The following is a 15,953-nucleotide window of genomic DNA, read 5'->3' on the forward strand; positions in this document are numbered from 1 at the left end:
TTCATCATAAGGAGAAGAGGGATGCTATCAAAGCGTTCAGGCTGTTTTTTTGCGTTAATGGTGGCTGTTCTATTTGCCGTCGCATGCAGTTCGCCGCCCCTGAAAACGACCGTTGAGGTGACCGGAGGCACCATCGAAGGTGTCGAACGGGAGGGAATTTTTGCGTACAAGGGAATTCCGTTTGCAGCCCCTCCGGTCGGCGATCTGCGCTGGAAGGCTCCGAAGCCGGTGGAGGCATGGACGGGTGTAAAAGATGCGGATGCATACGCCTGCGGATGCATGCAGGACGCGAGCATGGCCGCGATGACGGGCGCTCCCGCGAATTTCAGCGAGGACTGCCTGTACCTGAACATCTGGACCGGAGCCAGGAAGGTCGATGAAAGGCGGCCGGTAATGGTTTGGATTCACGGCGGCGCGTTTGTCGGTGGAATGACGGGCACGCCGATGTTCGACGGAACAAAATTCGCCCAAAAAGGGGTGGTTCTTGTAAGCCTCGCCTATCGGCTCGGCGTCTTCGGATTCATGGCGCACCCGGAGCTCAGCGGTGAAAGCGGCCGGGGATCCGGAACCTATGGACTTCAGGATATGATAGCCGGACTCCAGTGGGTAAAGGACAATATCGGCCGGTTCGGAGGTGACCCGTCGCGCGTAACGATTTTCGGCGAATCCGCGGGAGGAATCGCGGTGGGCATGCTGGCCGCCGCGCCCCCCGCCAAAGGGCTGTTCCAGCGTGCCATTTCCGAAAGCGGCGGCTCTTTTGCTCCGCCGCGGGTCGTAGAGGGAGCGGGAATGAATGTTCCCTCGCTGAAGCTGGCGGAATCGGATGGAGAGAGCTTTCTGAAGAAACTCGGCGTCGACGGCATCGAGGCCGCGCGGGCTCTGCCGGCCGAACGGATCCAGGAGTCCGCCGGAGGAGGAATGGGCGGCGGCGCGAGTTTCTGGCCCGTGGCCGATGGATATGTCATCCCGGGAGACCCTTACGAACTGTATACAAGAGGGGAGTTCAACGACACCCCGATCCTGGCAGGCACCAATTCCAATGAAGGCGGATTGTTCATGCGGGGTCCTGCTACCCCTGACCGGTTCGAGCAACAGATCCGATCCGGTTATGGAGAACGGGCGGATGTCATCCTGGAAGCCTATCCCCATGCGACCGACGCCGAGGCGGCCCGTGCCTCGGCCGATGTCTTCCGCGAATTCGCCTTTTCCTGGCCTACCTGGGCCTGGGCCCGGCTTCAATCCCGGATGGGGAAGGGCAAGGTGTTTCTCTACTATTATGACCATCGGACGCCGAGATCCCCCGACGGCGCCAATCATGCAGACGAGGTCCCCTATGTGTTCGGGAATTTTGGAGGCTTGGGCGGCGAGCCCCGACCGGAAGATCTGGCTCTTTCCGAAATGATTCAGGCTTACTGGATTCATTTTGCCGATAAGGGAGACCCGAACGGACCCGGCCTGCCGGATTGGCCCAACTTCACCGAGGAAGACCAGAAGGTACTGCATTTCGATGATGCCGCCGCCGCCAGACCGGTCCCGAACCTGGAAAAGCTGAAGGCCTATGATGCGTATTATACATGGCGCAGGGAACAGGCCGGGAAGAACCGCCCAGAGCAGTAAAGAGCGCAAATGTGAAGAAGGGAGGCTGTCCATGATTATGCGTGCCGCAAACCGCCTGATAACCCTCATGGTGCTGGCCGGCGCTCTGCTCGGCGCGCGGGCGGTCACCGCCCAGCAGCCGCCCGCGTCCCGCGGCGGTGGGCCCGATCGGGCGGCGATGGGTCCGCCGGGATCGGGGCAGAACAACGTACCGGACACCCCGGGGACCGGCGACTACCCGGCGATGAAGGAGGAGATTCCCGAGCTCCCACGGCACGTGGTGTATCGACCGGCCAACCTGGCGGCGATGGGTTCGCAAAAGCTGGGCGTGGTCGCGTGGGGAAACGGAGGCTGTTCGGACGACGGGGCCAGCACCCGCTTCCATCTGCTCGAGCTGGCGTCCCATGGTTACCTGGTGATCGCGTCCGGTCGCATACTCAGCGGCCCGGGAGCCCATGCGCCCGCGGCGGGGCAAAAGCCCTTCCCGCGCACCGAAACATCGGATCTCACCAAGGCCATCGACTGGGCGCTGGCCGAGAACACCCGTCAGGGGAGCGCGTATTTCGGGCGCATCGATCCGCGGCAGGTCGCCGTCTCGGGATTCAGTTGTGGAGGCCTGCAGGCGGCCCTGGTCGCCGGGGACCCGCGCGTGAAGACCCTGATCATGCAGAACACGGGCACCTATGACGGTGAGCGCGCCACCATGCCCGGCTTCAAGGTGCCCAAGTCGACGGTCAAGACCTATCACACGCCCGTTCTCTACATACTGGGCGGACCGACCGACGTCGCCTATGAGAATGGCATGGAAGACTTCCGGTTGATCGACCATGTCCCCGTGGCGGTAGCAAACCTGCCGGTAGGTCATGGCGGCACCTACCACCAGCCAAACGGCGGTGCCGCCGCGCAGGTGGCGGTGGACTGGCTGAACTGGCAATTACAGGGTGATGCGAAGGCGGCTGCCCGTTTCGTGGGTGACCAATGCGGCCTGTGCACCGATGAGGACTGGACCATCGAACGGAAGAATTTTCCGGCGCGGTGAACGGGAGATGAAAACCGCTCCCGGCGGGCGTCCTCTAGCGGGAAGTGATTTCCTCCTGCATGCGAAGGACCTGCCTGTCGTCCAGGCGGTACCCGAAGTAGAAAATCGCGGCCGCGAGGATACACGCGGCCGCCGGGATCAGCGTTATCATGGAACTGATGCCGCTGACCACAAACGGGGTCGGGGCCGTGTTCGCCACGAAACCGATCGCGGCCAGGCCGACGCTCAGGATGACGCTGCGGAGAAACACGCCTACCTTGATCGGGACATTCATCAGGGCCATGGTGAACGCGCGGATGTTTTTTCCCGTTTTCCACTCCCCGTAGATGACCGTATCGGAAAAGATCGCCGTGAGCATGGATACGGCGATCGAGTACACCATCATGGCCAGACTGATCATGAGGGTGAATCCCCAGGAAGTGCCGCCGGTCAGCCTGGCGAGGGAATAGAGGAGCCCCGCCAGCAGGAGAAACATCCAGTAGCACTTGCGCTTGCCGATCCTGACGCCGATCCAGCTCGCGACGAGCGTGCCGGCGAACCGTCCGACGCTGGTGACGAGGATGAACATGGAAACGAACGACGGGTCGCTGCGGACATAGGTGAAGTAATAGACCGCGAGCGCCGACACCATGAACAGGCTGGTGATGTTGAAGGTCTGGGCGATGATCAGGTGGAGCAGGGGGGGGTTTTTGAATACCAGGCCGACGATTTCACGAAGCGGCTGTCCGGCGCCTCGGGCGCCGGCGGCCGCTTCGTCATACGGGTCCCTGCCGGCGGTGAGGCGGTAGATGTACAGGTAGCCGAGGATGGTCGCCGCCCCGAATACGGCCGTCGCGAGTGTGAAGCCGCTGATGGGATCGGTCAGGCGGCCGAAGTAGACGATGAGGGGCATGCCGGTGAACGAAAAGAGCAGTCCGGCCGCGGCCATCCCCTGCGCCCGGCTGCTCGAAAGTATCGTCCTCTCATCCGGAAGGGTGCTCAGCCGTCCCACCATCGACCCGTTCGCGGCGGAAACGACGTTCCACAGGAGATGGCTGGTTACGAAGCCGAAAATGATGAAGGCGGATGCGGTGAAATCGGTGCCGATTTTCGTGAACTGCAGAACCGACAGGGGAAGAAACAGGAGCGGCCCTATCAGGAACCATGAGCGGTATTTCCCCCCGAACCTGAGGGTGACTCTCTGCAGGATGACCCCTCCGGCCAGGGCGCAGACGATGTCGGCCAGGCTCGTGATCGTGAGGATCCTGCCGAAGACGGCCAGCGAGAAACCGGCGTGGTCGGTCAGGAACGCCGCGAAGAAATAGACCTCCACGCTGGTCAGCATGACGAAAAACAGATCGGCGATTCCATAGCTGTAAAGCAACGGCCTGCCCAGTCGTCCATCCATTCGGGGACACTCCTTTTCCTCGGTCTTGCCGCCCCGGAGATACCGCCATTCTGTATCGCAACGGCCCGGCCCGCAACATTGCCCGCGCTATTCGGTGCACCTGAAACTGTCGGCGCTGTTCACGTCACCCCCCTTGTAGCGCGCCACCAGAGGGTACGGGCAAAGCGGCCGGGACACGCCCGGAAAAGAGACGCCTGTCGCGATGATGCGATCCGGCGCCATTCCCTTCTCCACCCACGCCATGATCGTTTCGAGCTTGTCGAACCGGTCCGTGGCCTGCCCGCCGTCGCAATGGCACATGCCGGGAATGAAAAACAGCCGCACGGAATCGCGGATCGATTCGCCGTTGACTTTTACTACCTCGTCGTACCAGTCGGCAAGCACGCTGGAGGCCATGCCTTGATCGGAAAGACCGTTATAGACAATCATTTTCCCGTGAAGGGCGAACGTAGACAGGAACGGCGAGTCGGCATCGCTCATCGCTGCGGTATGGCGGGTACGTTCCACATCCCGGTCAAAATCAAAATCCATGGGATCCAGGTCCGGATCCGGGGGCGTCAGTTGATAGAAACGGATGTTGCTCAAACCGAGTGTCGCATCCGCCGCGTCCCATTCCCCGGTACCCGACGAGCCGATGTGCATGGCGCGCCAGGCAGGACCGCCGATGCCGGTGTCATAATTATAGGAGTTATAAAGCGGCGTCCCGTCACTCGCGCGCGGGCCGGAGTACATGTCCCGCAGGGCGCCCACCTGCGCATCGGAGAGGCAGGTGTCCGTTTTATCTCCCTGGCAGGTCAGCACGCCGGGGTCAAAGTCGCACCTCTGCCAGTCATGGATCATCCCGTCTGCAAGGCCGTCCAGGGCGTCACAACGCTTAAGAACCCCTTCTGCAACCAGGCGCAAGTCACCGTCCGAAAAGGAACGGGAAATGACGGGGCGCCCTTTTTCATCCCTGGGTGCAATACGGGCCGGCACCTGGAGGTTCCACATCTGATCCACGGCCACCCTGGAGAACCGGATGGACGGATCGCCGGCGACGATACCATCAAAATAGAGCGGGAAGCGTTGAGAAGCCATGAGCCCCTGTCGCCCCCCGTTTGAACAGCCCAACAGGTAAGAGTACTCCGGCGCGGCGCCGTAATAGCGTTCGATCAGTTCCTTGGCTTTCAGGGTCACCTTGTCCAGTGCGTTGTAGGCGTAATCGATCCGGGCCTGCTGGTCGACGCCGTAAGAGGCGTCCATCATCGAGCCGCGATGTCCGCCATCCGTGCCGACAACGGCAAAACCACGCGCTAACGCGGAGGGCTTGATCGATCCGAAAATATCACCCAAAGCGGGGGGTAATTCGCCGTCCATTCCGCCGCCGCCCTGGAAAACAAAGCGGTGGTTCCAATCCGTGGGCATGCGCAGGTCAAAACCGATGCCGAACTCGCGGCCCCCTGCACCGATGCGGGGATTCAGCGTACCCTGAACCAGACAATGCTCGGGAAGATTCTCCCGGATGCCCGTTTGCCCCGGCAAAGGCCCGGCCGGAACCATCTCCGCCCTATGGACCAGGAAATCGGGCCCCGCGAGTTCCGCAATCGCTTTGCAGGCACGAGGATTGGCAGCCTTGTCGGATCCGCGGGTCCTCTCAATGAAGGGCGCGGTTGCCAGGAGTGAGAGGAACAACCCGGCCACCATGGGGGGCCGGCAGAACACTCTTTTGATGACTTCGGTTCTCAATAACATGGGGATATCCTCCCTGCAGGTTGCGGCCATCCGGTTCGTACTTTTAAGGGCTTTTGCCCGATCCACCGCTTTGCGGCCGGCCTACGGGTCCTCTCGCCCGGCCTGGACTCCACGGACGTAATCCATCCACCCCCGCCACTGCGGCGGGCCGACCCGCTCCATCCAGTCGTTGTGTCCGGCGCCTTGAACGATCCACATCCGTTTGTCGCCGGTGCGGGACTCATAGAGAGCCCTTGCGTGCCTGATCGGAACGATGTCGTCCTTTTCCGCGCCGACGACGCCGACCCTGCCCGGGTAGGCTTTCAGATTTCGGACGGTGTCGTATTTGTCTCTCAGAAGGAGCCCGAGCGGCGCCCACGGGAAATGGTGTTTGGCCGCGGCCAGGAGCGTATCCCACGGCGTGATCAGGAGCACGCCGTCGATCGGGAGGGATCCGTCCCCGGCCAGTCCCGCCGCCACCCCGCAGCCCAGGGATTCCCCGAGCAGGAAGACCGGGCTTCCATATCGCCCGGACACCAGCCGGAGGGTCGCTTTCGCATCGCTGACGAACGACGCTTCGCCCAACTTCCCCTCCCGTTTGCCGTACCCGGGATATTCGGCCAGGATGACGCGATAGCCGAGCGGGGCCAACGCATCGACGTAGTAGCCCCGGTCCGCGGCCGTCCCCGCGTTGCCGTGGAAGACGATGACGGTTCCCTTCGGATCCGCGACCCCGGCAGCGCCGATGAAACCGCGATAGGCCGCAGGTCCGGCAGGCCAGAAACGGAGATTCAGCGCGGCCAGTTCCCCGGTCGTCGGCAGGCGCCGGTCCGGATAGTAGAGAAAACGATTTTGCACGGAGCATCCCGCCGATAACACGATGGCCCCCGCCATCATGACGATCCCTGCGGCGTTTCCGAGATTCATGGGGCTTTCCCCTCTTTTCTCCGGTCATTCCCGGGAAATGGCGGCATGACCATCCCCTTTCTACGGCGCAGGGAGAGGGGGCGGAGTTTCTCCAGGCTCACTCCCTTATGTCCTGGATCTCCTCCGACAAACCCTGCTCGTAGGTGCTCCATCCGGAGTTCATCCCGTACGGGCATCGCTGCAGAACCGCTTCGATCCGGCGGATGTTCCCCTTCTCTATCTTGAACAGTTCCGCCTGCTGCCAGGTCCATGGTTCGGTGGGCCCGGCGACCAGGTCGCGGCCGTCGGGCGATTGGAATCGCCGGGTTTTACCCGCGGCATGATCGAAGAAATTGAAGGTGAAAACGATTCCGCGTTCGCGGTCCACCGCCACGAAGCGGCGATCGCGTATGCGCGAAACAAAATGCATGAGGCCCGATTGGAACTGTTCCTTGCAGCCCCAGGCGCTCGAATAGGAGACCTCGGTGAGCGGGTCCGGCCTTTTCTGCCCCGGTCTGAGCGGAACGTTGGTGGCGCGTCCCCCGTTCTCATAGCGATCGCAGTCGTCGGAGAAGGGGTACTCGCCTTTCCCGTCGTTGCGCTGTAATCCCGAGAAATACATATTGGCGATCCGGATCATCTCCTCGCGCGAAGGTCGTTCTTCGGGCGGAATCACCTCGAGGTAGACGGGATGCGGACGGCCCATTTTTTCGATATTTTCGGCAGCCGACGGCGGTCGCTTGCGGCCGGGGTCGAGCAGGTTGCTCTCCGGCCGCACGACGATCTGCTCCGCTTGCGTAATCAGGCCGCCCCGGATCTTCAGGCGAAGCGCGACCGCGACGGGGTTGCCCTCCCCGGGTTTGGCCGTTTCTTCCCGGGCGGTCCCGATAAAGGCGACCTGCTGCGTTTCCACATCGGGGACATAGAATTTATAGGTGCCTTTGCCGACCATGGTGGACCAAAGGCCCTCGTTGCCGAGCGGCAGTTGCACGCCGTTCTCGGTGAACCTGCAGTCGGCGTCAAAAAGGGTCCTGGCCGGGTCGTGCGCGAGCATGGCGTCCATATATCTGTCGACGTAACCTTCCAGGCAGGCACGGTCGCACGCGCTCGAAGGTTCGGCGCCATCGGTCACGGCGCTCTTGAGAGCGGCCTTTTCCGGGCCTCCGGATTGACAGGCCGCGACAACCAAAAGCAGGAACGCCATCATGGCGATCGCCAATAACTTGGTCCGCATGAGCTTCTCCTCTTTTCTGGCAAAAAGATCAAGGTTTTGGATATATCGGGGTTATACAGGGCTAACCTAGCACGGATACGGGATATTGCCAAAGCATTCGCTTTATGGTTTTCCCTTCACGCTTGCGCTGCCGGACGGAAATGCCTATAAAATGTTACCGTGTCGGGATCAAAGCCTGCAGCTCTCCCCTCAATGATGGCCCCGATCCTCGGGGAGGATTCCCCTCGGGCCAGGAGGAACCGTGAAGACATTATCGATATCCGTTCTGGCGGCCGCTTGTTTCATGATGACGCTGGTAACCTGGGGAAGTGGGAGGCCGGCCGCGGCCCAGGAGCACACGCGGGTGAAGCATCCGGCCGTCCCGGGGGAACAGGCGCCCCCTGCCGCCCCGGGACAGAAGAACTTCGGCGGGCCGATTCCGGCGCCCGGCGCCGCCGGGCGGAAGCCGGCGGCCGGGGCGCCGCGCCCCGAACCCCGAATCAGGACCGTTTCCCTCGAGGACCTCTCGATGAGCGATCCCTTCATCTACCCTGACGGGAAGTCGCGCACCTATTACCTGACGGGCACCGGCGGGCGTCTCTACGAGAGCAAGGACCTCGAGACGTGGACCGGCCCCTATTCCATCATCGATCTCGAGGGGACGTGGATGGAAGGGAACTTCGTGGCGGCGGCGGAGATCCATCACATCGGGGACAGGTATTACCTGGCGGGCACCTGGAACGATCACGGGCACCTGATCGAAAACATTCCGCGCCGGTACAACGTTCCCACCAACCAGACCCAGCTGCTGGTGGCCGACACGCCCGCGGGGCCTTACAAGCCTCTGGTTCCCGAGTTCGAGTTCTGCCTCGGTCCCGGGGACTGGGACATTATCGACGGCACGCTCTATCAGGAAGAGGGTACGACCTACATGGTCTTCGTCCACGAGTGGACCCAGATCATCGACGGCACGATCGATTCCATGCCGCTCTCGGAGGACCTCACCCGTCGCACCGCCGAGCCCACTACCCTGTTTCGCGCCAGCGAGGCGCCATGGGCGAAGGAGATGAACAGTCTGGGCGAAGCGACCTTCGGCCTGAAGATGCCGGGGTGGGTGACCGACGGACCCCAGCTGTTCCGGACCCGGACGGGCAGGCTGGGAATGCTGTGGTCGAGTTGGGGCGAGCACCGCTACGCGCAGGGTATCGCCTATTCGGCGTCGGGAAGCATCCGGGGGCCATGGATGCAGGAGCCGGAGGCCTTCAAGGGGGACAACTCCGGGCACGGCATGCTCTTCCGGACATTCGAGGGGAAGCTGCTTTTCCTCCTTCATCACTCGGAAGGGAACGGGCCGCGCAAGCCGCAGCTCTGGAACGTCGACGATTCCGGCGACACACTCGTGCTGAAAGACAGGTACCGCTTCTGAGCCATGCTCAGGAGAGTCCGGTCGTTTTTGGGGCCGGGTTTCGAGACCACCGGCTCCCAGGTCCGCAATCAGGTGATCGGCCGCGCTCAATCCGGGTGGATTACGGGCAACGTGACATAGGATCTGTGGGCGGAATCGCGATGGATCGTCACCTTCGGAGCGGGATCGAGCCTCGGGGTCGTCCTGTCCGCGAACGTAATCGCCAGCCGTATGCGATGGCCTGCCTTGAAGACCGTCGATATGGGTAGCAGTTCGAATTCCAGCTCCACCGGCCGCCCGGGCTCCAGGGGCGCCGCGTCCGCCCCGTAGAAGCGGTGCCAGGGCAACCCGAGGTTGTTATAGGGCGCATCGTGCAGCTTTCGCAGGGAGGCCCGGAGCCGGCCGTGCACGTTATACGAGGCGGCCGAACCGTCCGGCGCGACATCCTCGATGGCGGCGATGAAATCTCCGTCGGTCGCGGTGGACGATACCCACAGGCTGACGGCGGGATGCCCGGTGACCTGCAGGTCCGCGCCGAGCGGGGCGGTTTCATATACCAGTCCCCCGGCCGCCGGGTTACCGGGCGTGACATCGTAGGCGACGACGGTTTGATCTTTTGAATCCGCCCCCGCCGGCTCTTCCGTGCCCAGCGAGCCCTCTCCCAGGTAGTACCGGGTCCTTGTTTCCTCGGGCAGGGGCCACCGTTTGGCCGAACGCCACTCGGTGCCGGCCGGAGCGTTGTAGGTGTAATAATAGACGGGATCTTCATCCATGATGCCGTTGTCGATCCCCTTGAGCCAATAGTCGAAGAAACGGCGCTCCTCGACGGTGATGTCGAATCCGGTCTGGCTCTGGACCGCTAGCCAGCCACAGTGGCCCGCGGGTCCCACGATCAGTTTCGCCGGGTTGGTCACGTTGTTGAAAGTAAAGAAAGCGCCGTGCTTGGTGGGCCCTTCGTCCCAGTTCGCGGCCAGATACATGGCGATTCCGGAAGAGCGGATCTCCTCCAGGTAGGTGTGGGGGCTGCTCCGGACCCACCACTGCCGGGATGCGGGGTCCGTGATGGCGCCGGCGATGCTGTCCCGGTAGGGCGCATAGCCGGGATCTTCAACCGTGCCGGCGTGCCCGGCAATGGCTGCACGCAACTGCGACCCGTCCGTATCGCCGTCCACCGGCGCCGCCGCCGCATCGCGGGCCTGTTGCGTGGACAGGAGCCTCGCGGGAGCGCCCTGGGCACTCGCCATGCCTCCGGGCACGCGAAAGGGATAGACATCGAATTCGCAACTCATCGGGAATACGGCCTTCAAATGGGGAGGCGCCGTCGTCACGGCCTGCATCTGGCTGCCGCCGGTGGCCGAACACCCCCACATTCCGATCTTGCCGTTGCTCCACGGCTGCTGCGCCAGCCATTCCGTGATGTCGTACGCATCGCGGCGCGCCGCAGTCACCCATTCGCCGCGGTTGAACGCCTCGTTATGCCCGAAGGACGCATAGAGGCCGCGGAAGTCCACGGTGGCGACCACGTAGCCGTATTTCACCAGCCTTCCCGCCGTTCCGGGGTAACTGTCCACCGTCAGGGCCCCGTCGTTGTTGGAATACCTGCGATTATAGGGCGTATGCATCCACAGGACCGGAAGCGGGGTTTCGACGACATCGCCGGTTGCTGCATCCTTCGGGCGATACAGGTCCATCGCGAGCCTGGTGCCGTCGCTCACCGGGACATACCGGGATGTCCTCTGGTAATCCTCGCCGTACATGGCGTCGCTGAAGCCGGAATATTCGCCCGGCCTGGAGATGCGATGGTCCGTGGATGCGCCCTCGTCACGGCAAGCGAGCGTAAAGGCACAGAAAACCAGGATTGTCAGCAAGGGGTATCGTTTCATGGTGCGGTTTCCTTTCATTCTTCATGTCTCCGATGATGCGTCAGGTCAACGGGACTTGCGGGGTCCATAGTGCGGGATGGCTTCGCCGTGCTCGCAGGCCCCTAGGCCGGCTGTCGGGCTCCGTGCCCGCGGCAAGGTCCATGCCCGCGTAATCGAGCGGGTCCGATTCGGTGATCACCACGTTGAGCCCGCTCGACCTCTTCCATCTTCACCAGGGCGGAAAGGGAGGAAAAGCGCGGCGCCCGGAAAACCGGCCGGGAGACAGGGAAATCCCCGTTGTGGCATGCCCCCCCTCATAGAAGCAAAAACCCATCATATCCCGGAACCGGGCAGGTTCCGCCCGAAACCGGGTGGTGCCGGCCGCGCACGTCCCACGCCCATGACGGCAAGGTCCCAGACGCATCCGCCGGCGCAGTTCCACCCCGCGTACCACAGGTAGGTCGCGCTTCTTTCGGGGATATAGGGATGGATGACGATGCCGGCGTGACGTTTGGCGACTTCGCCCCACAGGATATAGCTGGAAAAATGTCTCCGGATATCGCCGAAAAGATCGCACCCGTACCGGTCCGCGAACTCACGCCTGGCTTCGGGCCCCTGCAGCGGTTCGATATGGGTGGAAAGGTCATGCCCGTATTCCCGGGTGAAGCGGTCGATATCCTCCGCCGTTTTCAGGAAGAGTACCCGGGAAAGGTCGAGAAGGGTGACCTCGTGGAAGAAGCGGAGCCTTTCCGGGCGGAAGCGCGCGGCCTCGCACCACTCCTTCCAGCTGTCGTCCACGTCAAACCAGAAGCCGTTCGGCTTGGGATGCCCGCTCTGCGGGTAGGTCCGCCCGGTCAGTCGTACCGGCCGGGAGGACCAGTGACGGTAGACCATGGCGTCCTGCACCCCGTCAGGTTCATGCCCTCTCGATGCCCCCCTTGGGGGGCGTCCGGACGGAGCCGGGATGAGGGCCCCCGTCAGCCCATCCTCGCATCGATGAAGACAATCGGTTTTCCGACCCGTTTGATGACCAGCGGACAGTGGGGCGTGTTGGCCGGAATGAAGAAATAGCAGGAATAGTCGACCTTCCGGACCCTGTCGCCCAGCAGCATTTCGGCATCGGCGTCGAATTCGAGAAAATTTCTCCCGTCCCCCCCGATCAGGAATATCCACTGATCGTGGGCGTGGGAATGGGTGGCGCCGCCCAGGGTATCGGGCTTGGTGATATAGGCAAATCCTATCGCCAGTTTCGACTCGGGAATGTCCCCGGAACCCCATGCCGTGATCATGGGAGACGTGATCGTCGAGTGGATCGATTTCCAGGGCTTGAATTCGACCACATTCGGTTCCCTGACGACATTCCCCAGCTTGCTCATGTCCATTTTGCCGTAATAGTCCGGCTGCTGCGCCGCCGCGGCCGCATTCAGCGTGGACAGTACGCTGGCAAAGGCCATCCCGGCGGCTCCGGCGGATACGCTCTGAAAAAAATCCCTCCGGTTCGTTTCCCTTTTCCCCGTCATGTCTCCCTCCTGTTTAAGCATCCGTATTGGAACCAAAGCGCTGCCGCGAAAGGGCCGCGGGCGCTGCCCGGAAAATCCTTCCTCTGTAACGCCTTGAGAAATTGGAGGAAACCTGGGACCCATTATATGCGGATCCAGGAGGATGAGAAAGCGGAAATGATGCTCGAATGGCGCGGGGACAACAGGCCGGAATGACGCTATCGGGCGGTCATTCGGCCTTGAGCTCGTATCTGAAATTGCGCGTGACGGTCCCGGCGGCGTCCAGGTAGACGATCAGGAAATGCCGGTGAAGATCTCCAAGGTCCTGGAGGATCCACTGCTTCTCGTCGGCGCGCTCTTCGGGCGTCTCGTTGACGGTCAGGGTATGCAGTTTCTCGTAATGGTTGCCGAGCGAGACCCTGCACACGCGAGCCGTCACCCGCGCCTTCCCTTCAAGCTCCCGCAGGTTCAGAAAGACCCGACTGCGGCTCATGGCCGGGGAGGTGGAGATGAATTTCCGGTCCCCCGGTGCTATCAGGTTGCCCGATTGAACCCTTCCGAACTCCAGTTTTCTCGGTCCGATGGTGGCCCAGGTGTCGCTCCCGGTGATGGAATTCCAGAAGGCCACCATTTTGTCGGGCAATCGGGCGACGGCCGAAGTCGAGGCAACGCAGCTCCGGTAGGCTTCCTCCAGAATGGCCTCGCGGAACGCCATCGTCTCGTATCCCGAGGCGTCCGGGACATCCGCGGCCGCCCGGGTCAGGTGCACGGGGGTGGTGAGAAATCCGCAGGCGCTCTCAACGGACAATTCCAGGACCGCGTCGCGGAACCCGGTGGCAAGGTCGCCGATGACCTCCGAAAACGCCGTGCAGTCCCTGACATTTCCCGTGGCCTCTTTCCGGTAGCTGCTTTGCCGCAGAAATTGCCCGGCGGTCATCGATCCTTTGCCCCCGACAGGACCGGAGGCCTCCTGGACGGCACCGGTTTCCGTCGCGCCCGGGCTCGAATCGGCGCTGTCGAGGGAGGGAGGGGTGGTGGCCCGGAAATCGCCGCCGATGTCACCGGTTCGCCCTGCACTCTGGCGGGCGAGCCGCTCCTGAAGTCCGTCGAGGGTCCCTTCTCCCGAACTTGCGCCGTCGAGCATTCCCGTCGGTGAATCGTAATCGAAATCGAGATCTCCGGCGCCCTCCGCGTTCCGTGCGGCGAGCCGTTCCTGGAGGCCCGCTACGCCCGGTCCAGTCCCGGTGCCCGGCATCGGCCGGTGGCTCTCCGGGTGGCAGGTGCCGTCGATGGCACAATAGGATCCCGCCGGGCACGCGGCGCCGGCCGAACAGCTGCCGCCCGCGGCTCCTTTGGAGGAGGCGACCGCGCCGTCCGATCCGGCGGGGGCGGTGCGCAGCGCGGCAATTTCCCGGGCATCGAGGGCCCGGCCGAAGATGCGGAGATCGTCGATCAGGATGTCGCGGGCCGTATCCGATATCCTGTCGTTGAAGGCTCCGATCCAGACCGCCTCCCCCGGCGTGACCGGGCCGCCCCCCAGGGGCTTCACCTCCTCCCGGGCGCGCCAGTACAATCGGTACTCCGCGTTGGTATAATCATAGACCATGCTCACGAACGTCCAGCCGGCGCCCGCCAGGTTGACGTCACGGGCGTAAATCCCGTTGGCCCTCCCGGCCATCACCAGATGGTTGCCGGAGAGGCGCAGGCCGGGACTGATTCCATTGCCGGTCGAAATCACGTTCTGGATCCGTTTCGAGGCTACCGATTCAACGTTGATCCAGGCGCTGAAGGTCACCTGGGGGCAGGTGTCCGGATGAAGGTCGATGAATGCGCGCATGGCCGACTCGCCGTCCAGGCGCAGCGCCTGTCCCGACCGTCCCGGGACGAATTGAGGAGTCGCCTCCATGCCTTCGGGCGCCAGCATCCGGCCGTCGTGGCCGTTGCCGCTCGAATCGGAGAGATCCCCGTCGAAGTGGAATAGGGCCTCGCAGGGGGCCGCAAGTGCGATCGCCGATGCCGGGCAGGACAGCGCGGCGGCGAGGATGAGGAGCAGCTTCCCGATCACTTTTCCCTCCTTTCCGTCTGCCCGGATTCTAGTCCGCGGCGGGCAGGCGGGTGTCGACGTGTATGGCGTTCACCTCGGTCACGACTTCCATGCCGCCGTCCGCCGCCAGTTTTCGGACGGTGTCGAGCTGCGATCCCATCATTTTTTTCATCATTGCCCGCTGTGATGGAGGCATCGCGGAGATCTGTTTCTCGAGCCTGGCGAGCTCCCCCTGGGCTTTCTGCATTTCCTTCCGGTCCTTTTCGGCCATGACGCCTCCCATGCGCACCACCTGGCGATAGGACTCGTACATCGGGGACCCCGCGACCGCGCGATAATCGGAATGAATCTTCTCGATCTCGATCCTGCGTGTCTGCCCCTGGGCCGACAGCGTCCCCTGCATGGTCAGTTTGAGCGGCACGTACATCTTCTTGTCAATCCACAGGCTCACGGTGTCGATCGTCAGCTCGCCGCCGTCCTCGAGAGGTTGCCGCCGGTCGAGGTTGTCGGCTGCGAGATGGAAGGCCGCGATGCCGTCGATCTTTTCGGTGCCGACGAGCCTGGCCCGCTGCGCGAACGCGGCAAGCCCCGTGTCGGTTTCAGGTGAGGCGGCTTCCGCGGCATTCGCACGGCCGGCGTCGGCGGCCGCCCGCAGGAAGCCGGCGTTGCCCCCCATGAGGACCCGCGGATCGGCCGAAGCCCACGGCCGATCGGCCGACCCGGCGCCCAAAGCCCCCAGCAGGCCCCTGGGCAGGCCCGCCTGCTGCATGCCGCGGTCCATTTCTTCACTCAGCGCGTCCCCCGTCATCGCCTGGGCGCCGGCAAAGGCCTCCAGTTGATCGGGCGTCATCGCCTGGCCCGGACCGCCGGCGGCCTGTCCGTCCCTGCCCGGGGAGACCGGGCGAAACACTTCGACCGTCCCGCCGTCGACCGTGAGCGACGCGCGCTCGTAGGTGGTGACCTGGCGCTGACCCATGATGGTCGCATCGACGGTATAACGGGTTATTCCGGCGAGGCGCTGGCGTTGAAGTTCCTCCACTTTCTGCAGAATGGCCTGCGCGTCTTCGGCCAGGGCAGGGCCAGGCAGGGTGGAAAACATAAACAGTGACGCGACGATGAGAAATCTCGGCATGACGGCAACCCCCCAAAGGTATTGAATCCAGGTACCCCTGGATTCAGATGCAAACGGTCGAGTGTCCAGGTCTTCTTTACTCGTTCGGGGGGGGATGACAGCCTGGGGACGAATCCCCGTACTTATTTACATATGGCGTCTATGAAGGCGAATGTCAAAG

The 15,953-nt window shown here is 63.0% G+C and carries 12 protein-coding genes; 3 read left to right on the plus strand and 9 right to left on the minus strand.

Features of this window, described 5'->3' with window-relative positions; genetic code table 11:
• Positions 1 to 21: 21 nt before the first annotated feature.
• Together GXY47_01770 and GXY47_01775 are read left to right on the plus strand one after the other, a co-directional pair.
• On the plus strand, positions 22 to 1,617 hold the full coding sequence (locus GXY47_01770; protein ID NLV29856.1) for a carboxylesterase family protein: 1,596 nt from the start codon (positions 22 to 24) through the stop codon (positions 1,615 to 1,617).
• Between the two features lie 157 nt (positions 1,618 to 1,774).
• The gene (locus tag GXY47_01775; GenBank protein ID NLV29857.1) at positions 1,775 to 2,635 is read left to right on the plus strand and encodes a hypothetical protein; all 861 of its coding nucleotides are present in this window, start codon (positions 1,775 to 1,777) and stop codon (positions 2,633 to 2,635) included.
• Between the two features lie 34 nt (positions 2,636 to 2,669).
• Here GXY47_01775 and GXY47_01780 read toward each other — a convergent pair whose 3' ends face one another.
• The 4 genes from GXY47_01780 to GXY47_01795 all read right to left on the minus strand — a co-directional run bounded on the left by GXY47_01780 (position 2,670) and on the right by GXY47_01795 (position 7,872).
• Entirely contained in the window at positions 2,670 to 4,022 is a 1,353-nt protein-coding gene (locus GXY47_01780; protein ID NLV29858.1) for a hypothetical protein, read from the minus strand.
• 87 nt (positions 4,023 to 4,109) lie between these two features.
• Entirely contained in the window at positions 4,110 to 5,753 is a 1,644-nt protein-coding gene (locus GXY47_01785; protein ID NLV29859.1) for a tannase/feruloyl esterase family alpha/beta hydrolase, read from the minus strand.
• An 81-nt stretch (positions 5,754 to 5,834) separates the two neighbouring features.
• On the minus strand, positions 5,835 to 6,659 hold the full coding sequence (locus GXY47_01790; protein NLV29860.1) for an alpha/beta hydrolase: 825 nt from the start codon (positions 6,657 to 6,659) through the stop codon (positions 5,835 to 5,837).
• Between the two features lie 97 nt (positions 6,660 to 6,756).
• A complete protein-coding gene (locus GXY47_01795; GenBank protein ID NLV29861.1) occupies positions 6,757 to 7,872 on the minus strand; it encodes a nuclear transport factor 2 family protein in 1,116 nt (371 codons plus the stop codon).
• 241 nt (positions 7,873 to 8,113) lie between these two features.
• Here GXY47_01795 and GXY47_01800 point away from each other — a divergent pair, with 241 nt between their 5' ends.
• Positions 8,114 to 9,277: a family 43 glycosylhydrolase gene (locus tag GXY47_01800; GenBank protein NLV29862.1), complete on the plus strand. Its 1,164-nt coding sequence runs from the start codon at positions 8,114 to 8,116 to the stop codon at positions 9,275 to 9,277.
• 86 nt (positions 9,278 to 9,363) lie between these two features.
• Here GXY47_01800 and GXY47_01805 read toward each other — a convergent pair whose 3' ends face one another.
• The 5 genes from GXY47_01805 to GXY47_01825 form a co-directional block, all read right to left on the minus strand.
• Positions 9,364 to 11,139 carry a CocE/NonD family hydrolase gene (locus tag GXY47_01805; GenBank protein NLV29863.1) on the minus strand — a complete coding sequence of 592 codons (1,776 nt, stop codon included), beginning with the start codon at positions 11,137 to 11,139 and terminating at the stop codon, positions 9,364 to 9,366.
• Between the two features lie 312 nt (positions 11,140 to 11,451).
• Positions 11,452 to 12,012 carry a hypothetical protein gene (locus GXY47_01810; protein ID NLV29864.1) on the minus strand — a complete coding sequence of 187 codons (561 nt, stop codon included), beginning with the start codon at positions 12,010 to 12,012 and terminating at the stop codon, positions 11,452 to 11,454.
• An 83-nt stretch (positions 12,013 to 12,095) separates the two neighbouring features.
• Entirely contained in the window at positions 12,096 to 12,638 is a 543-nt protein-coding gene (locus GXY47_01815; protein ID NLV29865.1) for a hypothetical protein, read from the minus strand.
• Positions 12,639 to 12,846: 208 nt separating this feature from the next.
• On the minus strand, positions 12,847 to 14,682 hold the full coding sequence (locus GXY47_01820) for a LamG domain-containing protein (protein ID NLV29866.1): 1,836 nt from the start codon (positions 14,680 to 14,682) through the stop codon (positions 12,847 to 12,849).
• A 28-nt stretch (positions 14,683 to 14,710) separates the two neighbouring features.
• A complete protein-coding gene (locus tag GXY47_01825; protein NLV29867.1) occupies positions 14,711 to 15,793 on the minus strand; it encodes a hypothetical protein in 1,083 nt (360 codons plus the stop codon).
• Positions 15,794 to 15,953: the final 160 nt, after the last annotated feature.

This window comes from Acidobacteriota bacterium, from assembly GCA_012729555.1.
Classification (GTDB): domain Bacteria; phylum Acidobacteriota; class UBA6911; order UBA6911; family UBA6911; genus UBA6911.

What these genes read in the sequence shown, in the direction of transcription:
- GXY47_01805 (NLV29863.1), bottom strand. Translation starts at nt 11,139, where the DNA reads ATGAAACGATACCCCTTGCTGACAATCCTGGTTTTCTGTGCCTTTACG.
- GXY47_01770 (NLV29856.1), top strand. Translation starts at nt 22, where the DNA reads ATGCTATCAAAGCGTTCAGGCTGTTTTTTTGCGTTAATGGTGGCTGTT.
- GXY47_01790 (NLV29860.1), bottom strand. Translation starts at nt 6,659, where the DNA reads ATGAATCTCGGAAACGCCGCAGGGATCGTCATGATGGCGGGGGCCATC.
- GXY47_01810 (NLV29864.1), bottom strand. Translation starts at nt 12,012, where the DNA reads ATGGTCTACCGTCACTGGTCCTCCCGGCCGGTACGACTGACCGGGCGG.
- GXY47_01785 (NLV29859.1), bottom strand. Translation starts at nt 5,753, where the DNA reads ATGTTATTGAGAACCGAAGTCATCAAAAGAGTGTTCTGCCGGCCCCCC.
- GXY47_01775 (NLV29857.1), top strand. Translation starts at nt 1,775, where the DNA reads ATGGGTCCGCCGGGATCGGGGCAGAACAACGTACCGGACACCCCGGGG.
- GXY47_01795 (NLV29861.1), bottom strand. Translation starts at nt 7,872, where the DNA reads ATGCGGACCAAGTTATTGGCGATCGCCATGATGGCGTTCCTGCTTTTG.
- GXY47_01825 (NLV29867.1), bottom strand. Translation starts at nt 15,793, where the DNA reads ATGCCGAGATTTCTCATCGTCGCGTCACTGTTTATGTTTTCCACCCTG.
- GXY47_01815 (NLV29865.1), bottom strand. Translation starts at nt 12,638, where the DNA reads ATGACGGGGAAAAGGGAAACGAACCGGAGGGATTTTTTTCAGAGCGTA.
- GXY47_01780 (NLV29858.1), bottom strand. Translation starts at nt 4,022, where the DNA reads ATGGATGGACGACTGGGCAGGCCGTTGCTTTACAGCTATGGAATCGCC.